Annotated in this window: 23 protein-coding genes and 1 riboswitch; of the genes, 11 read left to right on the top strand and 12 right to left on the bottom strand. The window is 63.9% G+C overall.

Annotated features, from left to right (window positions below; genetic code table 11):
- Positions 1-252: 252 nt before the first annotated feature.
- The gene (locus tag ACZ9H4_RS14295; RefSeq protein WP_476119309.1) at positions 253-1,062 is read left to right on the top strand and encodes a phytanoyl-CoA dioxygenase family protein; all 810 of its coding nucleotides are present in this window, start codon (positions 253-255) and stop codon (positions 1,060-1,062) included.
- 87 nt (positions 1,063-1,149) lie between these two features.
- Here the strand turns inward: ACZ9H4_RS14295 and ACZ9H4_RS14290 are convergent, their stop codons facing one another.
- The 9 genes from ACZ9H4_RS14290 to ACZ9H4_RS14250 form a co-directional block, all read right to left on the bottom strand.
- The gene (locus tag ACZ9H4_RS14290) at positions 1,150-1,974 is read right to left on the bottom strand and encodes an ABC transporter ATP-binding protein (protein ID WP_408144836.1); all 825 of its coding nucleotides are present in this window, start codon (positions 1,972-1,974) and stop codon (positions 1,150-1,152) included.
- Between the two features lie 8 nt (positions 1,975-1,982).
- Complete coding sequence (locus ACZ9H4_RS14285) at positions 1,983-2,840, bottom strand: ABC transporter permease (RefSeq protein WP_408144834.1); 858 nt, start codon at positions 2,838-2,840, stop codon at positions 1,983-1,985.
- 40 nt (positions 2,841-2,880) lie between these two features.
- Positions 2,881-3,777 (bottom strand): hypothetical protein, encoded by an 897-nt coding sequence (locus tag ACZ9H4_RS14280; RefSeq protein WP_476119308.1) that lies wholly within the window; start codon positions 3,775-3,777, stop codon positions 2,881-2,883.
- Positions 3,765-4,547 carry an N-acyl homoserine lactonase family protein gene (locus tag ACZ9H4_RS14275; protein WP_408153201.1) on the bottom strand — a complete coding sequence of 261 codons (783 nt, stop codon included), beginning with the start codon at positions 4,545-4,547 and terminating at the stop codon, positions 3,765-3,767. Before ACZ9H4_RS14275 ends, ACZ9H4_RS14280 begins: the two co-directional genes overlap by 13 nt.
- A 36-nt stretch (positions 4,548-4,583) precedes the next feature.
- Entirely contained in the window at positions 4,584-5,366 is a 783-nt protein-coding gene (locus ACZ9H4_RS14270) for a creatininase (protein WP_476119307.1), read from the bottom strand.
- A gap of 74 nt (positions 5,367-5,440) precedes the next feature.
- Positions 5,441-6,193: an SDR family NAD(P)-dependent oxidoreductase gene (locus tag ACZ9H4_RS14265; protein WP_408328652.1), complete on the bottom strand. Its 753-nt coding sequence runs from the start codon at positions 6,191-6,193 to the stop codon at positions 5,441-5,443.
- A 10-nt stretch (positions 6,194-6,203) separates the two neighbouring features.
- Positions 6,204-7,214: a fatty acid desaturase family protein gene (locus ACZ9H4_RS14260; RefSeq protein ID WP_408144825.1), complete on the bottom strand. Its 1,011-nt coding sequence runs from the start codon at positions 7,212-7,214 to the stop codon at positions 6,204-6,206.
- A 5-nt stretch (positions 7,215-7,219) separates the two neighbouring features.
- Positions 7,220-8,224: an ABC transporter substrate-binding protein gene (locus ACZ9H4_RS14255; protein ID WP_408144824.1), complete on the bottom strand. Its 1,005-nt coding sequence runs from the start codon at positions 8,222-8,224 to the stop codon at positions 7,220-7,222.
- 56 nt (positions 8,225-8,280) lie between these two features.
- Positions 8,281-8,391, bottom strand: a riboswitch (guanidine-I (ykkC/yxkD leader).
- Between the two features lie 182 nt (positions 8,392-8,573).
- A complete protein-coding gene (locus tag ACZ9H4_RS14250; RefSeq protein ID WP_408144822.1) occupies positions 8,574-9,131 on the bottom strand; it encodes a MarR family winged helix-turn-helix transcriptional regulator in 558 nt (185 codons plus the stop codon).
- 331 nt (positions 9,132-9,462) lie between these two features.
- Between ACZ9H4_RS14250 and ACZ9H4_RS14245 the strand changes: the two genes are divergently transcribed.
- The 6 genes from ACZ9H4_RS14245 to ACZ9H4_RS14220 are packed head-to-tail and all read left to right on the top strand — an operon-like array spanning position 9,463 to position 16,493.
- The gene (locus tag ACZ9H4_RS14245) at positions 9,463-10,725 is read left to right on the top strand and encodes an amidohydrolase/deacetylase family metallohydrolase (protein WP_476119306.1); all 1,263 of its coding nucleotides are present in this window, start codon (positions 9,463-9,465) and stop codon (positions 10,723-10,725) included.
- 22 nt (positions 10,726-10,747) lie between these two features.
- Positions 10,748-13,159: a xanthine dehydrogenase family protein molybdopterin-binding subunit gene (locus tag ACZ9H4_RS14240; protein WP_476119305.1), complete on the top strand. Its 2,412-nt coding sequence runs from the start codon at positions 10,748-10,750 to the stop codon at positions 13,157-13,159.
- Positions 13,156-13,983: an FAD binding domain-containing protein gene (locus tag ACZ9H4_RS14235; RefSeq protein WP_476119304.1), complete on the top strand. Its 828-nt coding sequence runs from the start codon at positions 13,156-13,158 to the stop codon at positions 13,981-13,983. Before ACZ9H4_RS14240 ends, ACZ9H4_RS14235 begins: the two co-directional genes overlap by 4 nt.
- Positions 13,980-14,507 carry a (2Fe-2S)-binding protein gene (locus ACZ9H4_RS14230; RefSeq protein WP_408144814.1) on the top strand — a complete coding sequence of 176 codons (528 nt, stop codon included), beginning with the start codon at positions 13,980-13,982 and terminating at the stop codon, positions 14,505-14,507. Before ACZ9H4_RS14235 ends, ACZ9H4_RS14230 begins: the two co-directional genes overlap by 4 nt.
- Before the next feature lie 34 nt (positions 14,508-14,541).
- The gene (locus ACZ9H4_RS14225) at positions 14,542-15,321 is read left to right on the top strand and encodes an SRPBCC family protein (protein ID WP_476119303.1); all 780 of its coding nucleotides are present in this window, start codon (positions 14,542-14,544) and stop codon (positions 15,319-15,321) included.
- Positions 15,318-16,493, top strand: coding sequence for a YlbE family protein (locus ACZ9H4_RS14220; RefSeq protein WP_476119302.1), 1,176 nt, complete (start codon positions 15,318-15,320; stop codon positions 16,491-16,493). Before ACZ9H4_RS14225 ends, ACZ9H4_RS14220 begins: the two co-directional genes overlap by 4 nt.
- Before the next feature lie 154 nt (positions 16,494-16,647).
- Here the strand turns inward: ACZ9H4_RS14220 and ACZ9H4_RS14215 are convergent, their stop codons facing one another.
- Positions 16,648-17,196: a MarR family winged helix-turn-helix transcriptional regulator gene (locus tag ACZ9H4_RS14215; RefSeq protein ID WP_408144808.1), complete on the bottom strand. Its 549-nt coding sequence runs from the start codon at positions 17,194-17,196 to the stop codon at positions 16,648-16,650.
- A gap of 40 nt (positions 17,197-17,236) precedes the next feature.
- Positions 17,237-17,863: a DUF1989 domain-containing protein gene (locus ACZ9H4_RS14210; protein WP_408144806.1), complete on the bottom strand. Its 627-nt coding sequence runs from the start codon at positions 17,861-17,863 to the stop codon at positions 17,237-17,239.
- 433 nt (positions 17,864-18,296) lie between these two features.
- On the opposite strand from ACZ9H4_RS14210, the gene ACZ9H4_RS14205 reads away from it, so the two are divergent.
- The 4 genes from ACZ9H4_RS14205 to ACZ9H4_RS14190 are packed head-to-tail and all read left to right on the top strand — an operon-like array spanning position 18,297 to position 21,342.
- On the top strand, positions 18,297-19,178 hold the full coding sequence (locus ACZ9H4_RS14205) for a transporter substrate-binding domain-containing protein (RefSeq protein ID WP_408144804.1): 882 nt from the start codon (positions 18,297-18,299) through the stop codon (positions 19,176-19,178).
- A 21-nt stretch (positions 19,179-19,199) separates the two neighbouring features.
- A complete protein-coding gene (locus ACZ9H4_RS14200) occupies positions 19,200-19,844 on the top strand; it encodes an amino acid ABC transporter permease (RefSeq protein ID WP_476119301.1) in 645 nt (214 codons plus the stop codon).
- Positions 19,841-20,500 carry an amino acid ABC transporter permease gene (locus ACZ9H4_RS14195; protein WP_476119300.1) on the top strand — a complete coding sequence of 220 codons (660 nt, stop codon included), beginning with the start codon at positions 19,841-19,843 and terminating at the stop codon, positions 20,498-20,500. The genes ACZ9H4_RS14200 and ACZ9H4_RS14195 overlap by 4 nt, the downstream gene beginning before the upstream one ends.
- A gap of 8 nt (positions 20,501-20,508) precedes the next feature.
- Positions 20,509-21,342 carry an amino acid ABC transporter ATP-binding protein gene (locus tag ACZ9H4_RS14190; protein ID WP_408144798.1) on the top strand — a complete coding sequence of 278 codons (834 nt, stop codon included), beginning with the start codon at positions 20,509-20,511 and terminating at the stop codon, positions 21,340-21,342.
- Between the two features lie 73 nt (positions 21,343-21,415).
- Here ACZ9H4_RS14190 and ACZ9H4_RS14185 read toward each other — a convergent pair whose 3' ends face one another.
- Entirely contained in the window at positions 21,416-22,705 is a 1,290-nt protein-coding gene (locus ACZ9H4_RS14185) for a hypothetical protein (RefSeq protein ID WP_408144797.1), read from the bottom strand.
- Between the last annotated feature and the right edge of the window lie 474 nt (positions 22,706-23,179).

The following is a 23,179-nucleotide window of genomic DNA, read 5'->3' as shown; positions in this document are numbered from 1 at the left end:
AAGCTCGGCCAGCCTTATTCGCCAGCTTTATTCTTTCGACTGTCCCAACTTCTTTCAGGATGCATCAGGTCGCGTAGAGGACTTACCTATTCGTTGCCGATACCCGTGGTGATGCAACGCAGCGCGCAGACCTGCAGGCCGAGTGGGCGAACGTATTGAACGTGGGCGCGGGTGTGCTCGTGTTGAGGCGCGTTTATGCCGACACGGTACCGTTCGATGAAGCGCCCCGGGTCTTTGAGTCCGTCAGCCGGGATGAGCGTGAAGCCGGCGCCGCCGCGGACCATTTCGCCAAGGCAGGACGTCCAGCTTCCGCTCGAAAAAGGCGACGCGCTGTTCTTCAATCCCGCGCTTTTTCATGCAGCCGGCTCCAGCCGCACAACCTCTGTTCAGCGCATGGCCAACCTCCTGCAGATTTCCTCTGCCTACGGACGTGCGATGGAGTCGCTCAATCGCACGAAGATGGGCGAAGCGCTATATCCGGTCCTGCTGAAGCGAGGGCATATGGCGAGCATCACACCTGAAGACGCTGATGCGGTCATAGCGTCGTGCGCCGAAGGTTATCCGTTTCCGATGAACCTCGACAGGGACTCGCAGCAGGGCGGACTCGCGCCGCCGAGCCAGTGTTGGTCTCGCCGCCTGCATGACTCCAATGTGTTCGTCCGAACCCAACATCTCACCCTCCCCCCTTCCCCTCGATGCAGGCAGCAGCGGCGCAAAGCCCCGCCCTCCGGGCGGTTCGGGCCAATTTTCTCCGTCGGCATGGACGTTGCATTTAGCGATGCATTCGAGGAGAAAGCCATGACATGCCGCTATTCCGACGCAGCCGAAACGAAGTCGGTTGGAACCAACGCAATCGTTGCCGTTGCCGCTGTTGCTCTTGTGGCGGTATGCCTGACCGGTATCGCGGCATTTGCTGGGCTACTGCCAAATTCCGACAGGGTGGCCGCCGCCATGACCGCAACACCGCTAGTCGACATGCAGGTCGACGTTCGGCGCAACGATCCTGATCCGCGCCTTGAACCGCAACTGGAAGATGGCGAGCCCGGCGCGTCGACGAACTAGTCAGACAAAGCCGTCGAAAGCGAATAGCCCCATCTTCTCCGAACAATCGAAACTCGCACTTCGGCTATACCGGGGCATGGCGAGCCGTCATTGCCGCGTCAACTGCTCCAGCCTCTCCAGGTCCGTTTTCATGCCGGACGTCTCCCGTATCCGCGCGAGGATCTCACGCTTGAGCGCGATGAACTCCGGCGACAGCTTCATCTCCGGATCGCGCCTCGCGGACAACGGCACGTCGTAGATCGAATCGACACGTCCGGGTCGTGGTGCCATCAGGACGACCCGGTGCCCGAGATAGATCGCTTCTTCGACGTCGTGCGTAACGAACACGAGCGTCGTTTTTTCGAGCGCATGAACATGCAGAATCAGGTCGTGCATGACTTCACGCGTCTGCGCGTCGAGCGCGCCGAACGGCTCGTCCATCAGCAGGATCGACGGCTTGCCCATCAGCGCGCGTGCAATCGCGACGCGTTGCTGCATGCCGCCCGACAACTGGTTCGGATACGCGTCGGCGACGTGCGCGAGGCCCATCGAGTGCAGCAGCGCATCGGCGCGTCCGCTCGCCGTCTCGACTTCCGCCTCCGTCCGGTTGCGCCCGTTGACCTTCAGCAGGCGCGAAAAGCGGATGTTCTGCCTGACCGTCAGCCATGCATAGAGACTGTAGTTCTGAAAGACCATCGCGCGATCGACCCCCGGCCCTTCAATCTCGCGGTCGTCGACGCGTATCGAGCCGCTGTCGATCGTTTCCAGCCCGCCCAGAATGCGCAACAGTGTCGACTTGCCGCAACCCGACGCGCCGACCAGCGTGACGAACTCGTTTTCGCGGACGGTCAGGTCGATATCGGCCAGCGCCCGCACCTCGTTCGCACCGCGCCCGAACTGCTTGCACAGCCCTTCGACGACAATCTTTTTCATGGGGGATTTCATCGTTTGGCCATCCATTTGCTGAACAGCAGGCGGTGTGAAAGCCGAAACGCCTGGTCGATCACGAGACCGATCAGCCCGATCAGCAGAATGCCCGCGAAGATCTTGTCGGTCTGCAGATAGCGCTGCGCTTTGAGGATCGAATACCCGAGCCCCGTGTTCGCCGCCACCAGTTCGGCGACCACCAGATACGTCCATGCCCAGCCCATCGTGATACGCAGCGTATCGAGCACCGCGGGCTTAGCCGACGGGAAGATCACGAGCCGCACCAGTTCCTCACGTGAAGCGCCCATCGTCTGCGCGGCTTCGACCTGCGCAAGCGGCACGAACCGCACGTTCTCCGCGATCATCAGCACCATCTGAAAGAACGTGCCGATAAAGATGATCGCGATCTTCGAGCCTTCGTCGATGCCGACCCACAGCATCACGAGCGGAATGAACGCGACTGCGGGCATATAGCGGATGAAGTCGGTCAGCGGTTCGAGCAGCGCCTGCATCGGCTTGAACGTGCCGATCAGGAGGCCGAGCGGCACCGCGACGAGCGCCGACAGCGCCCACCCGGCGCAGACGCGATACATGCTGATGCCGATGTCGGTCAGCAGGCCGTCGTCGGTCCACCAGATCGACAGCCGATGAACGACGTCGAGCGGTCCCGGCATGAACACCTTCGCGACCAGCCCGGCCGACGCCAGCGCCCACCACGAGAGCAACGGCACCAGCAGGCCCGCGAGCGCGAACATCAGATAGGCGGAGCGGCTGATCTCGCCGCGCACAGCCCATAACGAAGGCGCCTTGCGCTTCTGCGGCTTCTCTGCCGCCGGCATTTTCCGGTTCAGCACGTGTTCGGTGGTGGACATCGTAGCTCCTGTCTGGCCGTGTTGAGTAGTGCGTGATGCGTCAGGTCGGATCGGCGCCGTATCCGGGCGCGGCCTGAAGTTGATCGAGGGCCGCGCTGACGGAGTCGGTGAATGCAGGCTGACCTTCGCGCCAGGGCAACGTCGAAAGTTCGATCGTCCAGCGCGCGCCGTCATTGCCGCGTACCCGGCCGAGCGAGATTTCAAAATCGAGCAAAGCGCGTACATCGTCGATAGCGAGCGCCGGGTCGCGGACCACTTCAACGAGCCGCTTGCCCCGGGATGACGCCAGCACGGCCTGCGCTCGCGGCGAGCGGCTGCGCGCGAGCATGAAGAAATCGCCGCAGCGCGCAATGAACACCGACGGCGCATCGTCGCGCGCCGCGCCATCCGGATCATCGGCCAGCACGCCCGCCGCATGCGCGGCCTCGCGCGAGAGCCGCACCGCCCACGTCGCCCCGAGCGAAGCCGGATCGCGCTCCCAGCGTTCGTGATACACGGCTTCGATGCCGTCTTCGAGCACGACATGCGGCGTCTCGAAGCGCATGGTCCCCAGATCGCGCGCGTTGCTCGGCGGGCTGAAATCGATCTGCCGATGCCACGTGCAACGGTCGAGCCGGTCGTCGCCGGCATCGATCGCGACGGCGGCCTCGTCGACCGTCGTCGCGCCCGCGAAGCCCATTTGCGCGGCCAGGTCGATCAATTGCTCGCATGTGAGTTCGGCAAGCGCCGATGCTGTGCCGAACGTACCGCGTGTAGCGGGCACCCGGATATCGATGTGCAAGCGCGCGGTCTGCATCCAGAACACACGTGTCTCGCGATCGATCCGTCCGTCTCCCGTCGTCAGCAGCGTGCGGCGCCATAGTCCGCGATAGCTCTGCGGCACGGGCGGTGCGGTATCGGGCTGAACGTCGTACGGCAGCAAAGTCATGCGTGCCATGCGGTTCCTCCGCTCAGCGTTCGCCAGAACGCAATGTCGTGGTTCGGCCAGATGGCGGCATCCGTTTCGCGTGCGAGCGCCTTGAGCTTGCGGATGCTGGCAAGCGCCATGTCTTCATGGTCGTTCCAGCACAGCCCGGGCGCGATCTCTTCGTCGATGTTTTCGGTGAGGTCGGCGGCATCGCCCGCGAGCACAATGGGCTTGCCCTGCGGGAGTTCGATCCACAACGACATATGTCCTGCCGTGTGTCCGGGCGTGTTGATCGCGCGCACGCCAGGCGCGAGATCGTACTCGTCCCGTTGCACGCGCCAGCGATAGTCGCCCGCGAAGTCGTCCTGGAAATAGCCGAGGTCCGCCTGCGCGCGCGCCGCATCGAGTTCGTCCGCGTGCACGTGAATGTCCGAGCCGCACACGTCGCACAGGCCGCCCGCGTGATCGAAATGCAGATGGCCGATCATGACGACGTCCACATCCGAAGGCAGCAGGCCGAGCCTCGCCAGATGGCCCGGAATGCGCTGCTCGTCGGTCATCTGCGGCACGGGCAGCGGCCTTGCCCGTTGCGTGTAGTAACGTTCGCGCAACGCGGGATCCGCGATCTTGCGATAGTCGCAGCCGACGTCGTACAGGATGCGACCCTGACGCGTCTCGATCAGATACGCGAGGATCGGTGCGTCGATATCGGTGCCTGCGCCGCGATTGCGCGTCGATACCGATTTGTCGTATCGGTGCATCGCGGTGAGCAAGGGCCACACTCTCAAAACTTGCGTCATTTGCCTGTGTCTCCTGTTGACGATATGCGTTCGAAGCTAGGCGTCGTTGAATTCGGCCTTCAGGGCAGCCGCGATTCGGCCCGACACCTCGTCGGCGAGCCACGCGCCCTTCTCCGCGCTCGCTCCCCGTGCCGACGACAATACACCCGAGAGCGGCACCCACGACGTGCGCGTCGGATAGCTGTCGTATGCGGGGAAGTCCGCCGGCGCTTCGTCGGGTATGTCGTCGAGCGAGACCAGGTCCGGGTGATAGTGCAACATCATCGAGGTCTCCATCACCGCCGCGTGTTCGAGCGCATAGCCCGGAAAGCCATCGGGGAACACTTTCGCCAGCGTCGGCTCGGTGCAGAAGTCCCAGTACTCGAGGCGGACCACGCGCAGCGACGGTGTGCGCGTCCCGTTGAGCGACAGATCGCGCATCGCGAGTTCGATCCCTTCGGTGAGAAACCACTGGTTCTCATAGTGGCCGTCGATCAGCGCGAGCCGGCGCACGCCGTGCCGCGCGAATTCGCGGACGACGTCGCGCGTCATCTGGGACAGGTTGTTGCCATCCACGCTCGTCGTGCCGCAAAAATGCTGGCCGCCGCCGCACTTCGGCTGCGACTTGTAGCCGTAGTTGAAAGCCGGTGCGACGATGCCGCCGAGCTGGCGCGCCACGTCGGTCGCAACCGCCGTCGACGGCAACGCATCGGTGCCGAGCGGCAAATGCGGACCATGCTGTTCGAGCGCGCCGCACGGCAACAACACGACCGCCTGGTCATTCAGCACACGGTTGCGATAGTTCACCCAGCTCAAGCGCTGCATCAGGACTTCGTTCATCGATGACTTCTCCGGAATCTGTCAAGCGCTTGCGCGCGTTTTTCAAGCGAATCGCGCGAGGCGCTCAGGTGAGTTCAGCCCATCCACGCTCCGCCATTCGGACTGATCGTCTGTCCGTGGTAGAACGAGGCATGGTCGGAAGCAAGGAACACGATCGTGGCGGCGATTTCGTCGGGCAAGCCGACGCGGCCCGCCGGAATCGCCGCTTCGAGCGCCAGCGCTGCGGCGCTCATGTGGTCCGCGGACAGCATCGCGGTCGCAACCGGCCCGGGCGCGACCGCATTGATACGCACGATCGGCGCAAACTCGCGCGCAAGCGAACGTGTCAGTGCGATGACGCCGGCCTTCGCCGCGCAATAAGGTGCGAAGTGCGCGCGGCCGAGCATGCCGAGTTCGGAAGCGATGTTGACGATCACGCCTTGCCGCGCGTCCAGCATAGATGGCAGCACGGCACGACAGCCGATGAACACCCCCGTCAGATCGACATCGACCACGCGACGCCAGTCGGCCTCCGAGGTTTCGAGAAACGGCTTGTCGAGCAGCACGCCCGCGTTGTTCACGAGCACGTCGATGCGGCCCCAGCGTTCGCCGAGTTGCGCCACCGTCGCCTGAAACGCCGCGCTGTCCGTCACGTCGAAGTCGTACGCTTGCGCGATGCCGCCCGCCGCTTCGATATCGCCGCACACCTCGCTCGCGGCTTCATGCTGATTGAAGTGTCCCACCGCAACCCGCGCGCCGGCCGAAGCCAGCATGCGAGCCGTCGCGCGTCCAATGCCCGTGGCCGCGCCGGTGACGAGAGCAACCTTGCCGTCGAGAGCAATCTGCATATCCGCGCACCTATACCGCGGTCAGAAACGATACGCCGACTGCGCCATAGAAGTCGTCGGCCTGCTTCTTCGTGATGTCCATCACGCCATAATCGCTGGCGAGAATCCGCTTGACACGATGCCGATGAAAGCTCGTCACAAGGCGCGCCATCGGAATGACCTGGCTGTCGTCGTCGCCGTAAAGCCTGGCGTGCGCGGCGGGTAGCCGGTACCACGGCTCGACGGGCCGGTCGTGATGGGCGTTGTGATACGAAAAATTCAGCAGCAGCAGGTTGAGCGCGGGATAGCGGACCGAGACGAGGTTCGAATACGTGTTGCGTTGCTCGTAGGCGTGGTCCCTGATCTTGTCGGCGGGAATCGCGCCGCCTTCTTCCAGTACGGCGAAGGCGTCATAGGTGTGCTGATAGGCGTCGGCAAAGCGCAGCACGATCAGGCAGATGAGCCATGCCACCAGATACAGCACGGCCGCTTGCCACGAAATCCACGCCAGCCCCGCGAACAGCGCGGCCCGCACGACCAGCACCGTCGCCACACGTCGGCGCTGCGAGCGTTTGCCCTCGCGCATGAACGGCATTGCGATCACATAGCCATGCATGATCAGTTCGACGGCCGGAAAATAGGCCCATTCGAGCGCCAGCACGACTCTGCGCACCCACTGCGGCAAGCCCAGCAGGAACGCCTTCGCATCGAACGTCAGCACGTCCGCGCGATCGACATGGTGCCGCATGTGCTTGCGTCTGAGATCCGCGAACGACGCGTAGCAACTGCCGTTGAGCCACGCGAGCGCGGCGCCGAGCCGTGCATTCGCTTCAGCAGTGCGAAACACCGCGCCGTGCGCGGCGTCATGCAGCAGATAGGCGCTGACGATCATCGCGTGCGCGAGCAGCAGCGTGCCGGGCGCGCTGAGCCATGGCTTCGCCGTCAGCAGCATCGCAATGCCCAACGCGAAGCCGCCGAACGAATAGGCGATCGCCAGCGTGTTCGGGACCGCACCGTCGCGGTATCGATAGAGGCTGCGCATGGCGATCACTTCACGAGTTGATTGACGAATTGCGCGTCGATCGTCGTTTCGATCGCCGGCGGCGCGCTGATCTGCCCTTTCTTTTGCAGCAGTCCGCCGATCACCGCGCCGCTCGTGAAATACGAACGTGTCGTCGGCCCCTTGACGAAGCTCTGCGGCATTTCCTTCGTCGGAATGTTGTACACGCCGTCGAGTTGGCTTTTCACTTCGTCCGCCGATATGCCGAGCGCCTTGCCGATGATCCTGTTCGCCTCGTCCGGATGACTCTTCATATAGGCCATGCCGTCGGCGTAAGCCTGAAGAATGCCTTTCACCTCGGTGGGATGGGCGTCGATATACGACTGTTCGAACACCAGCACATCGGCGATCAGACCGGGCGCATTGCGCGACGAATACACCACATGGAACTTGTTCTTGTCCGCCGACAGAATCTGCGAAACGTTCGGCTCATACGTGACGCCGACCGGCAGACTGCCCGACACCATCGCGCCGGGAATCGCCTCCGGCGTCATGTTGACGGCCGTGATGTCCTTGTCGCTCAGGCCATTGGTTTGCAATGCGTAGGCCAGCAGAAAGTCGGATGGCGAAAGCGGGTTGAACGCAATCTTCTTGCCCTTGAAATCGGCGACTTTCCTGACATCGGCCGTCGCCACGATCGCATCGCCGCCGTTCGAAAAGTCGATCGGCATGACGACCTTCTGCTTCATCCCCTTCGCGTCGGAGCCGATCACCTGGTCGTAGGTCAGCATCGCGCCGTCGACCGAATGGCTCGTTAGCGCGGCCGGCAGCAGGCCGGGGTCGTTGAAGAACTGGAGTTTGACCGACAGCCCGTACTTCTTGTAGAGATCGAGGGCTTCCGCGACATAGAACGGACCATAGCCGATCCACACGACAGTGCCGATCTTCAGGGGCTGGGCAGCCTGGGCGGCGGGAGTGGAGAACGACAGGCAAGCAAGCATGCTTGCAGCGAGCGACAACGTGCGCAACGTCTTCATCGACGAGAACGGCATACGGAAGGCTCCTGAACTGAGGGAAGAAAAAATGTACGGGAGAGCGCTTCACGCGCATCTCCCGGGCTTTTATCCCTCCGTGGAGCCCCGAACGTAACCGGAGCCGGAATGCTCTCGGACCAGACATCCGCATGACACCGCGGACCGGAACCCTAGCTTTCCTATCAGTTGCTGAGCTTGACGCTCATCCCGTGACGCAGCGTTCTAAGCACAAAGCCTGCCAACAGCGCGCTTTTTTCTCGACGTCATGCACGACGGCGCTTTGCGCAAAGTTGAAAGCCATGACGCGCTCGACGTCGCGACGCATGATCGAGCATGTCTGCCCAGCGGCAGTGCAGCAGCAACCGTTTTAGGGCGTGTCATCAGCGCCGTCGCTTGCCGTCGCCTCGGGCAATCGCAACGGCACCACGGTCCGTTCATTGTTGGCCTCGACGAGACGGATCATCTGCAACATGAAGACATCGCGCTCGGCGGGCGATAGATGTTCGATGGTGCGATCGTGCGCGCGTTGCACGGCCGGCGCCATTTTCGCCACCAGTCGCCGCCCTTGCGCGGAGAGCCTGACGAGCCGCAGGCGCTTGTCGTGCGCAGCCTGCTTGCGATTGACGAGACCGCGTGCATGCAGTCGCGGGATGACTTCGGCGACGCTGGAGCGTTCGAGGCCAATCTCGACGGCGAGCGTGTTCTGGTCGATCTCGCCGAGTGCTTCGAGCGTCGTCAGCAGGCTGTATTGCACGGGCGTGATATTGAACTCGCTCGTCTCTTCCGCGAATAGCGAGCCATGAATCTGGTGCAGGCGCCGGATCAGAAAACCGGGGCGCTCGAATAAGGGCGATCTGGCCTGCAACCGTTCGAGTTCGGCACGGGTCGTTTCGAGGTCCGTTTCCGGAGGGGTCAGGGTCGACATGGGCTGCCTTCGAGAGAGCGGGAAAACACGGCCGATATGGGACGAATCGCTGAATTCTATGCGATCCGGCAGCCTTGCGGAAATTGCGTGGCATACCATGCAATTCACCACCGCGAAGCATTGGGCCAGCTTTCGGTGCAGCGCCAAACGGAAGTCGTCATGTTGGTGCGGAGCTTACGGCAAAAATCCGTGGTACGGCACGCATCTATTCCATGAAAGCATTGCAAGTATTTGATACAAAGGCGTTTACCAGACTTCCTAAGCAACCCATCCAAACCGGCACACTATTTGCGGTACACCACGCATCTCGTCTCCGGAACTGCACAGGAATATGTCCCAGCTTCTTCTCAAAGGCGGCCGCGTGATCGATCCGGCTGCCGGCTTCGACGCCACGCTCGACATTCTCGTGGAAGGTAACGCGATCGCCGCGATCGGCCCCGCACTCTGCACCACCGCGCCGACGGCCGAGATGATCGATTGCCGTGACATGCTGGTGCTGCCCGGCCTCATCGACACGCACGGCCACGTCTATCAATACGTGACGGGCCGCTTCGGCCTGAACGCGGATCAATGCGGCGTGCGCTCCGGCGTGACGACCATCGTCGACCAGGGTGGTGCAAGCTGCATCACGATTCCGGGTTTTCGCCATTTCGTCGCCGAGCCCGCGGCAACCCGCGTGTTCGCCTATATTTCGGCCTACCTCGTGGGCGGCCTCGAAGGCCATTATTATCCTGACCTCTATCGCCCGGACTGCCTCGATGCCGGGGCGACGGTGAAGTCCGCGCTCGCCAATGCGGATATCGTCAAGGGCGTGAAGGCGCACGCGGAGATCGGCGGCTTTGCGCGCTGGGGACTCGATGTCATGAAGATTGCGTCGAAGATCGGACGCGATGCGAGCCTGCCCGTCTATATCCACTTCGGGCAACTATGGCCGAAGCCCGAAAGCGGCGGCCTGGCCGTGAATCCGGATTCGATTTTCAATCAGGTGGTCGACACGCTGAAGCCGGGCGACATCCTCGCCCATCCGTTCAGCCGGCACCCCGGCGGCTTTGTCGAAGAAAACGGCAAGCTGCATCCGCTCGTGCACGAAGCGGTCGCGCGTGGACTGAAGATCGATGTGGGCCATGGCTCGCACTTCAGCTTCAAGACGGCGCGCGTGGTGCTCGACAGCGGCGTGATACCCGATACGCTCGGCGCGGACATGCACGGCTACAACACCCATGTGCCCTCGCCTGCCGGCACGCCTGACAGTCACCCCGACGAAGAGCATTCGTTTCTCGGCCGCACGCAGTTCAGTCTCGTCAGCGCGATGACGAGCATGCTGGCGCTCGGGCTGCCGCTCGATCATGTCGTCGCGATGGCCACCGGCAACGCCGCGAAGATGATCGGCATGGAAGGCAAACTCGGCACGTTGAAGGTAGGCGGTATCGCCGATATCAGCGTGCTGGACGACAAGCGCGGCCGCTGGGTGCTCGAAGACAACGAAGGCACTCAGGTCGTCACCGATCGCATGCTCGCGCCGCGCTTCTGTCTGCGCGACGGCGTCCGTTACGACGCCGATGCGCCGCAACTGCCGCTCGCCCGCGCCGCCTGACACGGCATTCACAGGAGACACGATGAAACGTGCAGCCACCACGAAGTCGCCGGAGCGGCCGCAAGGCATCGGCGCGTCGCTGCCGCGCAAGGAAGACGACCGCTTTATGCACGGACGCGGCGAGTATGTCGGCAACATCCGGATGGTCGGCATGGTCGATGTCGCGTTCGTACGCAGTCCGATCGCGCACGGCCATATCGTCGGCATCGAAAAGCCCGCGGGTCTGGAAAAGTTCGTCTACACGCTCGCCGATCTGGACGGCGTGAAGCCGATCGTCGCGAATTCGGGGCTGCCGGGTTTCAAGCCTTCCGAACAGCCCGTGCTGGCGCGCGGCAAGGTGCGCCAGGTCGGCGAAACGATCGCCATGTGCGTGGCCGCGACCCGCGCCGCCGCGGAAGATATCGCCGCGCAGGTGTTCGTCGACTTCGAAGAGCTGCCGGCCGTCGTCGATATGCTCGATGCGCGCCGCGACGGTTCGGCGCTGGTTCACGAAGAATGGGGCGACAACGTCTTTCTCGAAACCTTTGTCGACGCGAAGCCGGATGTCGACCTCGACGCGATCCGCCGCGACGCGCCGATCAAGGTGCACCGCAAGCTGCGCACCGCGCGCCAGAGCATGGCGCCGATGGAAGGCCGCGGCGTGGTCGCGCATTGGGACCGGCGTCTGTCGCAACTGATCGTCCACACGTCGGCTCAAATGCCGCACATCACGCGCACGGGCCTCGCGCACTGTCTCGGTCTCGATGAAGGCCAGGTGCGCGTGATCGCGCCGGACGTCGGCGGCGGCTTCGGCTACAAGGGCATCTTGCTGCCCGAGGAAGTGTGCTGCGGCTGGCTCGCGATGCATCTGGACAAACCGGTGCGCTGGATCGAAGACCGTCGCGAACAACTGACCGCCAACGCGAACTGCCGCGAACACGACTACGACATCACGGCCTACGCCACCCGCGACGGACGCCTGCTCGCGGTCGATTGCGAAGCCAGCGTCGATTCGGGCGCGTACTCGTCGTATCCGTTCTCCGCCTGCCTCGAAGCGGCGCAGGTCGGCAGCATTCTGCCCGGCCCGTACAAGATGGACCGCTACCGCTGCCGGACCTGGTCGGTGGCGACGAACAAGCCGCCGATCCTGCCCTATCGCGGCGTCGCGCGCACGGGCGTGTGCTACGCGATCGAATCGGTGATGGACGCGATCGCCGTCGAAGCCGGCCTGGAGCCGTACGAGGTGCGCCTGCGCAACCTCGTCGAGCCGCACGAGATGCCCTACGACAACATCACGAACAAGCACTTCGACAGCGGCGACTATCCCCAAGCCGTGCGGCGCGCGATTGCCGCGATCGATCTGCCGGCGGTTCGCGCGCGTCAGCAGCGCGGCGAGCCCGATGGCCGGCGGCTCGGCTTCGGCATGGCGGTATTCTGCGAACAGGGCGCGCACGGCACCTCCGTGTACCACGGCTGGGGCATTCCGATGGTGCCGGGCTACGAGCCGGCCGTGATCCGCCTCACGCCCGACGGCATTCTCGAAGTGCGCGCCGGCGTGCATTCGCATGGCCAGGGCATGGAGACGACGCTCGCGCAGATCGCGCACGAAGTGCTCGGCATCGATACGGAGCGCGTGCGCATCGTGCTCGGCGACACCGGCGTCACACCCTACTCGACGGGCACGTGGGGCTCGCGCTCGATCGTGATGGCGGGTGGCGCATTGGGCCAGGCCGCGAAAGAACTCAAACAGCGCCTGCTGAAAATTGGCGCGTGGCTGCTGAAGGAGCCGCTCGATGCCGTGCGCTGGGAAAACGGCGCGGTGTGCGGTGCGGTGTGCGGTGCCGACGCGCGCCGCACGATCGCGGAGATCGCGCGCACCTGGTATCTCGCCCCGCAACTGCTGCCGCCCGACGTCGATCCGCGCGGACTCGAAGTGTCGACGTCGTATCAGGCGAAGCGCGACACCGGCACGTTCAGTTATGCGTGCCACGCGGTGGTCGTCGCGGTCGATACGCAACTCGGCAAGACCGACATCCTCGATTATGTGATCGTCGAAGACGGCGGCGTGCTGATCAATCCGATGGTCGTTGACGGGCAGGTGTATGGCGGTGCCGCGCAAGGCATCGGCACCGCGCTCTACGAAGCGATGCCGTACAGCGAAGACGGCCAGCCGCTCGCCTCGACGCTCGCCGACTACCTGTTGCCGGGCGCGACCGAAGTGCCCGCGATCCGTATCGAACATATGGAAACGCCCGCGCCGTACACCGAATTCGGCCAGAAAGGCATCGGCGAGAGCGGCGCGATCGGCTCGCCCGCCGCGATTGCCAATGCCGTCAACGATGCGCTGCGCCCGCTCGGGGTGCAGGTCAATCAGCTGCCGATCGCGCCGCGCGTGATCGTCGACGCGATGCGAGCGGCGACCCAGGTCCGCGCGACGAAGGAAATGCCCGCATGAAAGCCGCCATTTACGACTATGCGAAACCCGCGACGTGCGACAGCGCAGTCGCCATCGTCAGTCCGACCGAAGGCATGGCCAAGTTCGTCGCCGGCGGCCAGTCGCTGGGTCCGATGATGAACCTGCGCCTCGCGCAGCCCGACATGCTGGTCGACCTGCGCGGCATTGCCGCGTTGCGCGAATGCCGGATCGAAGGCGACACGACCTTCTTCGGTGCGTGCATCACGCACGCGGAGATCGAGGATCGCAAATGGGACGACGGCACGCAGGGATTGATGCCCTATGTGGCGCGCGGCATCGCGTATCGCGCGGTGCGCAATCGCGGCACGCTCGGCGGCAGTCTCGCGCATGCTGACCCCGCCGCCGACTGGATCAACACGATGGTCGCGCTCGACGCCGAACTGCTCGTCGCGGGCCCTAACGGGTCACGTTCGCTGGCAGCCGGCGACTGGATGAGCGGCGCGTTCACCACCGCACTCGAGCCCGACGAGATTCTCACCGGCGTGCGCGTGCGGCGTCTGTCATCGGCGGCACGCTGGGCGTACTACAAGTTCAACCGCAAGCCCGGCGAGTTCGCGGAGGCCATTGCGATCGTCGTCGACGATGCGCCGGCAGGCATCTGCCGCGCGGTGATCGGCGCTGTCGACGGTCCGCCGTATCTGATAGCGAACGCCCGCGCGTTGCTCGATAGCGCGGACGCCGCATTGCTCGATCCGCATCTCGATGCAGCCGGCCTCGAAGCGGGAAGCTACGAATACCAGGTGCATCGCGTGGCGCTCGAACGCGCAAGCGCGATGGTTCGCGACAACAGGAAGCAGACATGACCGATATCGTTACTTGCGTCACCCAGCGCATCGAACTGCGGGTCAATCGCGAAGACGTGTCGGCGGCGGTCGAGCCGCGCACGAGCCTCGCCGATTTTCTGCGCGAGCAGCAGATGCTGTGCGGCACCAACATAGGCTGCGAACAGGGCGTGTGCGGAGCCTGCACGTTGCTGGTCGACGGCATGCCGACGCGCTCGTGCATTACGTCGGCGGTGTCGTGCGCGGGCGCGGAGGTTCAGAGCATCGAAGGCTTCGACGACGACGCCGTGATGAACGCGCTGCGCGCCGCCTTCACGGCCGAACACGCGCTGCAATGCGGCTACTGTACGCCGGGCATGCTGATGAGCGCACGCGACATCGTCACGCGCCTGCCCGATGCCGACGACGAACGCGTGCGGCTCGAACTGTCGGGCAATCTCTGCCGCTGCACCGGCTACGTCGGCATCGTGCGCGCGATCCGCCGCGTGCTGGACGCGCGCCGCGCGAGCCAGACCGCGCCGCTCGCTGCGGCTGCTGTCGTCTGATTCCGCTTCCACGCGTCGAACCAACGGACCTCTCATGGAAATAGAGCAAAGCTTTACCGTGCCGTACCCGCGTGACGTAGTGTGGGCTTCCTTTCACGACACAGCCGGCATCGTCGCGTGTCTGCCGGGCGCGTCGCTAAGCGCGCCGCCGGATGAAGGGCGGCTGAAACTCTCGATGACCGTGAAGCTCGGGCCGATCGTCGCGAGTTTTGCCGGCGACGGCGAGATGAAACTCGACGATACCGCCTGGCGCGGCAGCGTCACCGGCGGCGGAGTGGATCGCAAAAGCGCGTCGCGGGTGAAGGGCGAAGCCGCCTTCTCGCTCGACGACTCGATGCCGGGCGAAACTCGCGTCGATGTGAAAGTGGACTATTCGATTGCCGGCAGCCTCGCGCAGTTCTCGCGCGGCGGGATCGTCAAGGAACTCGCGACGCGGATGACCGATGCGTTTGCCGCGAATCTGAAGATGCGGCTGGACGAGTCGGTTGCGCAGGCGGCACTCGTCGAGCGGGATGCGCAAGCGGGCGCGGCCGCTGTGGCGGACGCACAACCTCCGGCGATGACGATGGCCGGTCCTGTCGATGGGCCGCTCGATAACGCTGCCGTTGAGCCGGCAATCCGGCCCGCTGATCAGCCAGCCAATCAGCCCGCCAATCAGCCCGCCGATGCGGCCGTCCCACCGACCGCCCCCAGCGCAGCGCCGCTTCATCGTGCGAACCCGCCTGCCACCGCGCCGCTGAACCTCGGCAACATGTTCTGGAAGATCCTGTGGTCGCGTCTCTGCGGCGTGTTCGGCTTCGGGGCACGCCGATGACCTCGCCGGCCAACGACGCCGCCCTGCAACGCCTGTACGCCGTCCGCCCGCAATGGCGCGCCGTTCGCCGTGCACGCGACGCCGTCGGGCTGCCCGATTTCACGTTGCTGCACGCCGGGCCGCCCTACGCGGATCCATGCAGTCCGCCCGCACCGGTGTTGTCCTCGGCGGTGCTGTGTTGTCTGTACGAAGGCTGGGCGGCGAGCGAGCAGGACGCCGAGCGGCTGATTGCCAGCGGCCGCGTGACGCTCGTTCCGGCACAATCGTATGGCGTGGTGACGCCGCTTGCCGCCGTGATTTCCGGCAGCACGGCGCTGGTCGAAGTCGTCGATCGGACAGGCGCTGCATGGTCGCTGCTGGGCAGCGGCGCGGGGCCGCAACTGCGCTTCGGTTCACGCGACCCTGCCATTCTCGAACGCATGACATGGCGCGACACGGTGCTCGCACCAGTGCTCGACGACGCGCTGTCGAGCGGGCACGTCGACCTGATCGCCCTCGCCCGCCACGGCCTCGATAACGGCGACGATCTGCATGCCCGCACCACGGCCACGAGCGCGGCGCTTTACGCGTTGCTGTCGCCCCGGCTCACGGATGCATCGGTGCATGCAATGCTCCAGCAGACGCCGCTCTTCTTTCTCACGCTCTGGATGGCGGCCTGTTGCCTGATGACGTCGGCGGCCGCGCAGGATGCCGACCCTGCATCGACACTAGTCGTCGCGCTCGCGGGTAATGGCGTCGACGTCGGCATCCGGCTGGCGGGTCGCCCGTCACACTGGACCACTGCGCGCGCGGCCGCGCCGCAAGGACCGCGCATGAATCCCGCACTCGACGCAGCCGCCGCGCCGCTGACCGGCGATAGCGGCGTGATCGACGCCGCCGGCTTCGGCGCGCAGGCGCTCATGCTCGCGCCCGAACCGGCAGGCGCCTTCGCACCGTGGCTTTCCCCCGGATGGCAGCGCGAGCAGGCCCAGTTGTATGCGGGGACACACCCGGCCTTTGCCGATCTGCACGCCGGTCTCGATGCCACACGCGTGATCCGGCACGGCGTCGCACCGCTCGCGGCGATCGCGATGATCGGTGCAGACGGCCGCGCGGGTCTGCTCGGCCGGGGACTTTTCGCCGCGCACGTCGGCCTGTTTGCCACGGCGCTCCATGAGCTCGCGGAAGCATGACGCGCGCGATTCCCTCGCAGCGGGAATGAACGGCGCGTTCGTCGTGCACGGCTTCGTCGCGCTGCCTTTTTCAATCGCACCGAAAGTCGAGGCGCTCGCGCACGCGGTTCACGCGCCGGTATCAGCACGGCAAACACAATGAGAGGCGGCGACCTCAGGCGTCTTCGTCGCTCTTTTTCGCGCCCCCTCCGACGGGTGTTCTGCTGAGCTCGTTATTCGTTTCGACGAGCAAGGCCAGATACGCCATGAAGCGCTTGCGATCTTCCGGCGCGAGTGCGGCTATCGTACGCTCATGCGCGCGTGCGACGCCCTGTTCGAGACGGCCGAGCAACGCCCGCCCGACATCGGTGAGTTCCGCCACCTTCTTGCGCTTGTCGGTCTTCGACACGCGGCGTTGAATGAAGCGCCGCTCGACCAGCCGCCCGATTACATCGGCCGTATTCGCACGATCGAGGCCGACCGCACGCGACAGGGCGATCTGCTCGGACGGCCCCATCTGTTCGAGCGCCGTGAGAATGCTGTACTGCACGGGCGTGATGCCCTCCGGCGCGCACTCTTCGACGAACAGTGCGACGTGGATCTGATGCAGCCGGCGGATCAGGAAGCCGGGGCGCGCCTCCAGCGCGGTATGACGCCAGTCCTTGAGCGTGTCGTCGCTCCCGGGCTCCCTGGCAGGTTTTTCTTTTTTCGGGCTCGCGGCCATGAAGTGCTCTAGTCGGTTGCTGGGATTGGCGTGCGGATGATCAGGCGCGCCACACCGTTACCTCGATCGGCGTAGGCTTGAAGCCCGAGGACGGATTGTTCTGCTGCGGACAGTTCGACAGCATCGCGATCACCGGCATCTCCGCGCGCAGCACCACATAGTCCCCCGCTTTCGACGAACCCGGCGCGATTTCGACTTCGCCTTGCTCGCCGACCGTCACGCGCATGAAGAAGTTGATGTTCGAGACGATCTCGGACGGACCGAGCGACCACTTCGCCAGCTCCTGCACGAAGTTGTGGCGGCAGCTGAGCGTGTTGTGCACGCCATAGCGGAGCAGATCCATCTCGTGGCTGCAGCATCCCGCAAGCGTGTCGTGAAATCCGCAGGTGTCTTCGAGCACCGAGAACATTTTCCGCGCCCGATCGGAATAGATCGTCGAGCCCTTGCTCACATACAACGAGCGGTTGAGCTTCACCGTGTTCGGCACGTTCAGCCGGTCAAGCGGCATGTCGCCGCCATAGCAAAGGAAATCGACTGCCTGCTGACCTTCCAGATCGACGATACGCAACTGGTCGCCGATTTCGAGCCTGTTCGACCAGCGGCCTCCCGGCTCGATGACTTCGCGTGAAGCCGGTTCCCGCGTTGCGAGTTCGCTGTGCTGTTCCATCGCGTCAAGCCTCCTTGTTTGGGCGCGCAAATCCGGGTTTTCCAAAATTCGTCAGCACACATCGTATCAGCAAAATAAGCACTTGCCGGATTATCTGGCGATCCACCTGCGGCTTGCCATCGCAGCGTCATGCGCATCGCTAGCACAGCACGCAACGCGGTCCAAAGAAGTGCATCGACCGCGCTTTACACGGGCTTTTGGTCTTGGTTTGGTGCGCACGTCGCCCGCTCACGGCGCATCTCGTCGAACCCGGAACTGCCGGCGCCCGCGTCAACGGGCATCCTGCGTACTGGCATGCAATTTGCAATTAAAACGCAAACTTGTAAGTGTGCATACGAATTTCGTCCGGCACATGAATGAGGCGGCCGTCTGGCCAAGAAAGCGCACTCTCCGCGCGACAACCGCGTCACATCAGCTAAAAGAGGGGTACTCAATGTCGTCTCTCATCATCCAGCGCGCCGAAGCGGGCGCCACCCGCCGCTCCGGCCTCCGCCGTCTCGCGCACACTTCGTTGCGTACGCTGTTCGCGATCGCCGCGTTTGCAGGTGCCGCGCACGTCGCGAGTGCGGCGAGCGCGGATGAAATCAAGTCGCGTGGCTATATCTCGGTGGCGACGGAAGACGATTTCAAACCGTTCGAATTCGTGGACAACGGCACGCCCACCGGCTACGACAACGAAATGCTCGCGCTCGTGAAGAAGAAACTGCCCGTGCAGATTCGCCAGCAGATCATGCCGTGGTCGGGCATCCTGCCCGGCGTCACGACCGGCAAATACGACATGGCGGTGACGGCGGTGCTCGTTACGCCCGAACGCAAAGGCACGTTCGATTTCACGGCGCCGCTCGCGGAATCGACAACGTTCTACGTGGTCAAGAAAGGCTCGCCGATCAAATCGGCTGACGATCTGGTCGGCAAGATCATCGGCGTGCAGACCGGCAGCGCGATGCTGGCCGACGTGAAGACGTTCGACGAGCAGTTGAAGAAAACCCACGGCGGCAAGGGCCTCAAGCAGATCGTCGAGTATCAGTCGTACCCGGAGATCTATCAGGATGTCGCGCTGGGCCGGCTCGACGTCGCGGCGAATACGCAGATCAACCTCAATTCGCTGATCAGGACGCGCCCCGATACGTTCGTGATCGGCGAGAAGATCGGCAACCCGGTGTATATCGCATGGGCCGTCAAGAAGGGGGACACGGCCGCGTTGCAAATGGTGAACGGCGTCCTGCTCGATCTGCGCAAGAGCGGCGAGATGTATCAGATGCAGAAGAAGTGGTTCGGCGCGAGCTTCGAATCGATGCCGCAATCCATTAACTGATCCCGCCGCCGAGCCCGCCTGATGACCGCTTACGACTACTGGAGCATTACACAGGGTGCGCTGGCGACCATATCGCTATCGCTCATCAGCATCGTACTCGGCGTGCCGCTCGGGCTCGGGCTCGCACTGATCCGCTGGGCAAAGGTGCCGGTGCTCGACCGCATCGTGTATTCGTACGTGAGCATCGTGCGTTCGTGCCCGACCGTCACGCTGACCTTGCTGGTGTTCTTCGCGCTGCCGCAACTCGGACTCTCGCTCGACCCGGTTCCCGCTGCGATCGCCGCGTTGACCATCAGCACGTCGGCGTTCAACTGCGAGATCTGGCGCAGTGCGTTCGTCGAATTTCCGCGCGACCAGTACGATGCGGCGCTGTCATTCGCGATGCCCCGCTTCACGCGCATCCGGCGCATCGTTTTGCCGCAGGTCTATCGCGCGAGCCTGCCCGGGCTCGTCAACGAAATGACGCTGCAGATCAAGTCGACGCCCGCCGTCGCGGTGATCGGCATTGTCGAGATCACACGCGCCGCGCTGCGGGTCGGCTCGAATACCTATGAGCCGCTGCCTCCCTTCATTTTCGCGCTCGTGCTGTACAGCCTGATCGTGTTCGCGCTGATCCGGTTGAAACGCATGGTCGAGAAACGTCTTCGCGCCGGAGGCCTCGCTTGATCGCCAACTTCCTGATCATCTGGCAGCAGCGCGACGCCGTACTCGCGGGACTGCTCAATACGGTGATCCTGCTCGCCGTCTCGGGCGTCGCGTCGCTCGTGCTCGGCACGCTGCTCATGCCGATGCTCATGTCGCAGAACAAGGCAGTGAGCCGCGTGGCCGCCGTCTATGTCGACGCGATGCGCTGCGCGCCGTTCCTGCTGTTCGTCTATCTGATCTACTTTGGCCTGCCGACACTCGGCATCCGCATGTCGAACTGGTCAGCGGGCGCGCTCGCACTGATTCTCTATAACGCGGCCTATATGGGCGAGCTGTTGCGCGGCGCATGGGTCGAACTGCCCGCGTCGCTGATCGAATCCGGCAAGGCGTTCGGCTTTCGCGGCTTCACGCTCCTGCGGCACATCATCCTGCCACCCGTCATGCTCCGCGCGACGCCGCTCGTGGGCAATCAGCTGATCCAGATCGTCAAGGACAGCGCGTTTCTGACGGTTATCGCGGTCAGCGAACTGACGCATGAAATGACGGGCATCCAGGCCACCTACTTCATTCCGTTCGCGGCCTTCGTCGCGGCGGTTCTCCTTTACTGGTGCATCTGCCTCGCGATCGAGGCAGGCACCGGCATGCTGAACAAATTCGCCGAGGAGCGTCGAGCGTGACTCCTGCCATGCCTTTAACCCTGCCGGAAACCGGACCGGCCGATGCCGCGACCCCGCGCGCCAACGTGCTGAATCTCGTCGGCATCTCGAAGTCGTTCGGCGACAATCAGGTGCTGCGCGATGTATCGCTGAAGGTCGCCCAAGGCGAGACGGTCTGCCTGCTTGGCCCGTCCGGCTGCGGCAAGTCAACCTTGCTACGCTGCATCAACTGGCTCGAAGTGCCCGACGCGGGCAGCGTGCATGTGTCAGGCCAGCGCATGGGTGTGCGCGACAACACGCGTATCCGCATGAGCGACGCCGACCTCGCGAAGATACGCGCGAAGATCGGCATGGTCTTTCAGCATTTCGCACTGTGGCCGCATCTGAGCGTGATCGACAATGTGATGGAGGCACCGCTGCACGTACTCAAACGCGATCGTGCAACGGTGCGGGCGGAAGCGATCGAACTGCTCGATCGCGTGGGCCTCGCCGACAAGCATGACCAGTTTCCGTCGCGTCTGTCGGGCGGCCAGAAGCAACGCGTCGGCATTGCGCGCGCACTTGCGATGAAACCCGACGTGCTGCTATTCGACGAACCCACCAGCGCGCTCGATCCGATGCTGGTCGGCGAAGTGCTCAGCGTGATGCGCTCGCTGGCAAACGAAGGCGCGACGATGGTGATCGTCACGCACGAAATGGAATTCGCGCGCCAGGTCGCCGATCGCATCGTGTTCATGGATGGCGGTCAAGTCGTCGAAACCGCGCCGCCGCAGCAGTTTTTCGGCAGCCCGGAGTCGCTGCGCGCACGGCAGTTTCTTGCCCGCTTTCATGGCCATGGCGGCGCGGGTATCCCGGTCAACTAGGCATTGATAAACAGCGCGAGGCCTCCGAAGAGCGACGCAGCGGACGATCACGCGTCCGCTGCGTCCCGGACAATCACTGCGGCTCGTACCACGAGTAGGTGGCGAGCGTGCTAATCGGCGTGCCGATCTGCAAGGTGATGTCACGCAGCGAGGTCAACTCGATGTTGCGCAAATCGCCCATGTAGCGCCGCGAGTCGCCATTGTCGTTGATATATGCGACGACGTTCCCGGTCACACCGGCTACGTTCGTGCTGCTTAGCGGTTGGCCCCAGATATCGAAGAACTGGCCGAGCGTGAAGGTCTTGAAAGTCGGCGTTTCAATATGGATGATGCCGGTCTGGTCGTGCGTGTGCATTTCATAGTTGCACTGGGACAGAATGCCGACGTTGGCGGGCATCGCGAGCCACTGGCCGTCCTTGAAAATAGCGAGGTGGGCATGGACGTGATACAGCTCGCTCATGTTGGCCGCGCAGATCAGACCATCCACGGTCGCACCTTTGCCCCCCGTCGCGGTGTTGCCGGGCGGCCAGAAGTTGTTCCCCACCACGCCGAGGAACGTGAGCGTGATCGGGTTTGGATCGAATGGCGGCGGATCGGTCCATGCGTACGTCGGAATCTGGGCCAATGGCGTGCCGATTTCAATCGTCACCTCGCCATGCGCGGGCAGCACGAGGCTCGCAGGATCGCCTGTGTATTGCGTGAGCGCGCCGCCATCGTTCACGTAGATGGTGATGGGCGAGCCGGTCACACCGGCGACGCTGGACGCGTCGATCGTTTGTCCCCAGATCGAGAAGAACTGGCCCAGGGTGTAAGACGCTTGAGTGCTCGCGTCCATGTGGATTTTGCCGGTTGAATCCACCGTGTGCAGCGGATATGCGCAGCCAGTCTGGGCAGCCATGGTCGGCTCGACCATGCCGACATTACCCGGCAGCGCAAGCAGGCGCCCGTTCTGATAGATGGATAGATGCGCGTAAGTGTAGGCATTGCTGCGCACGGTGCAGTTGAGCCCGGCCACGGCTTGACCTCGTCCGCCCGATGACGTGGAGCCCGCGGGCCAGTAGGCATCGCCGAGCGTCGTGCCGTCGATCACCGGTGTCGCGGCGGCCAGCGTCGGCGTCGTCGCGCTGGGGGTCGATGCGCCTGACGCGGGGGTGGCCGCTGCCGGCGTGCTGGCGGAAGCTGGGGCACTGGCTCCGCCCGGAGCACTGGCGGCGGCCGGAGCACTGGCTGCGCCCGTCGCGCCGGCGGCGCCCGCACCGCTGGAGGCACCCGTCGAACCGTCTCCCCCGCCGCCTCCGCCGCAACCGGTCAATACCAGGAAGACGCCAATCGCGAGCAATCGTGAACTCGATCCTGTCAACATGTCGTACTCCGCCCAGGTCGTTACAAGAGGAATGGGTACAGCAGATCACTTCAGGACCAAGCGCCTCGCCAGAAACATATCGTTCGACCGGGACTGCGCACAGTCGCGGGTCCCGCGAGTGCTCGACGCGTGCAAATCGCTGGGATCCGGATGCCAATACATGCTTAAGAAATTACTTCACATTACTTAAAATTACGTGTTTTATGCCAATCGAGCGTAACAGATGTCATCAGAAAGCGAATCAAATGAACCACAGCGTTTTGCGCCTTTTCGTGTCGTATTTATGCGAGTCTGCGCGCATCTGGGGGGAGGAATCTGAAGGCGGCCGGCGGACAGACGCTCGTCGAGCGTCTGGCGGCATTCGATGAGAAGGCGCGCTCCCACGGTCTTTCGGTCGTGGAAGCGCCCTTTCGCGCGGAGGACTATCTATCTGGCCACTCTCAGCATGCAGCAAGCATCGAGGGTGGCCCGAGG

This window comes from Paraburkholderia sp. TE9906, assembly GCF_056279605.1.
The sequence above is the reverse complement of the archived record's forward strand: the minus strand, read 5'-3'. Positions and strand labels throughout refer to the sequence as shown.

What these genes read in the sequence shown, in the direction of transcription:
- ACZ9H4_RS14295 (WP_476119309.1), top strand. Translation starts at nt 253, where the DNA reads ATGAGCGTGAAGCCGGCGCCGCCGCGGACCATTTCGCCAAGGCAGGAC.
- ACZ9H4_RS14290 (WP_408144836.1), bottom strand. Translation starts at nt 1,974, where the DNA reads ATGAAAAAGATTGTCGTCGAAGGGCTGTGCAAGCAGTTCGGGCGCGGT.
- ACZ9H4_RS14285 (WP_408144834.1), bottom strand. Translation starts at nt 2,840, where the DNA reads ATGTCCACCACCGAACACGTGCTGAACCGGAAAATGCCGGCGGCAGAG.
- ACZ9H4_RS14280 (WP_476119308.1), bottom strand. Translation starts at nt 3,777, where the DNA reads ATGGCACGCATGACTTTGCTGCCGTACGACGTTCAGCCCGATACCGCA.
- ACZ9H4_RS14275 (WP_408153201.1), bottom strand. Translation starts at nt 4,547, where the DNA reads ATGACGCAAGTTTTGAGAGTGTGGCCCTTGCTCACCGCGATGCACCGA.
- ACZ9H4_RS14270 (WP_476119307.1), bottom strand. Translation starts at nt 5,366, where the DNA reads ATGAACGAAGTCCTGATGCAGCGCTTGAGCTGGGTGAACTATCGCAAC.
- ACZ9H4_RS14265 (WP_408328652.1), bottom strand. Translation starts at nt 6,193, where the DNA reads ATGCAGATTGCTCTCGACGGCAAGGTTGCTCTCGTCACCGGCGCGGCC.
- ACZ9H4_RS14260 (WP_408144825.1), bottom strand. Translation starts at nt 7,214, where the DNA reads ATGCGCAGCCTCTATCGATACCGCGACGGTGCGGTCCCGAACACGCTG.
- ACZ9H4_RS14255 (WP_408144824.1), bottom strand. Translation starts at nt 8,224, where the DNA reads ATGCCGTTCTCGTCGATGAAGACGTTGCGCACGTTGTCGCTCGCTGCA.
- ACZ9H4_RS14250 (WP_408144822.1), bottom strand. Translation starts at nt 9,131, where the DNA reads ATGTCGACCCTGACCCCTCCGGAAACGGACCTCGAAACGACCCGTGCC.
- ACZ9H4_RS14245 (WP_476119306.1), top strand. Translation starts at nt 9,463, where the DNA reads ATGTCCCAGCTTCTTCTCAAAGGCGGCCGCGTGATCGATCCGGCTGCC.
- ACZ9H4_RS14240 (WP_476119305.1), top strand. Translation starts at nt 10,748, where the DNA reads ATGAAACGTGCAGCCACCACGAAGTCGCCGGAGCGGCCGCAAGGCATC.
- ACZ9H4_RS14235 (WP_476119304.1), top strand. Translation starts at nt 13,156, where the DNA reads ATGAAAGCCGCCATTTACGACTATGCGAAACCCGCGACGTGCGACAGC.
- ACZ9H4_RS14230 (WP_408144814.1), top strand. Translation starts at nt 13,980, where the DNA reads ATGACCGATATCGTTACTTGCGTCACCCAGCGCATCGAACTGCGGGTC.
- ACZ9H4_RS14225 (WP_476119303.1), top strand. Translation starts at nt 14,542, where the DNA reads ATGGAAATAGAGCAAAGCTTTACCGTGCCGTACCCGCGTGACGTAGTG.
- ACZ9H4_RS14220 (WP_476119302.1), top strand. Translation starts at nt 15,318, where the DNA reads ATGACCTCGCCGGCCAACGACGCCGCCCTGCAACGCCTGTACGCCGTC.
- ACZ9H4_RS14215 (WP_408144808.1), bottom strand. Translation starts at nt 17,196, where the DNA reads ATGGCCGCGAGCCCGAAAAAAGAAAAACCTGCCAGGGAGCCCGGGAGC.
- ACZ9H4_RS14210 (WP_408144806.1), bottom strand. Translation starts at nt 17,863, where the DNA reads ATGGAACAGCACAGCGAACTCGCAACGCGGGAACCGGCTTCACGCGAA.
- ACZ9H4_RS14205 (WP_408144804.1), top strand. Translation starts at nt 18,297, where the DNA reads ATGTCGTCTCTCATCATCCAGCGCGCCGAAGCGGGCGCCACCCGCCGC.
- ACZ9H4_RS14200 (WP_476119301.1), top strand. Translation starts at nt 19,200, where the DNA reads ATGACCGCTTACGACTACTGGAGCATTACACAGGGTGCGCTGGCGACC.
- ACZ9H4_RS14190 (WP_408144798.1), top strand. Translation starts at nt 20,509, where the DNA reads ATGCCTTTAACCCTGCCGGAAACCGGACCGGCCGATGCCGCGACCCCG.
- ACZ9H4_RS14185 (WP_408144797.1), bottom strand. Translation starts at nt 22,705, where the DNA reads ATGTTGACAGGATCGAGTTCACGATTGCTCGCGATTGGCGTCTTCCTG.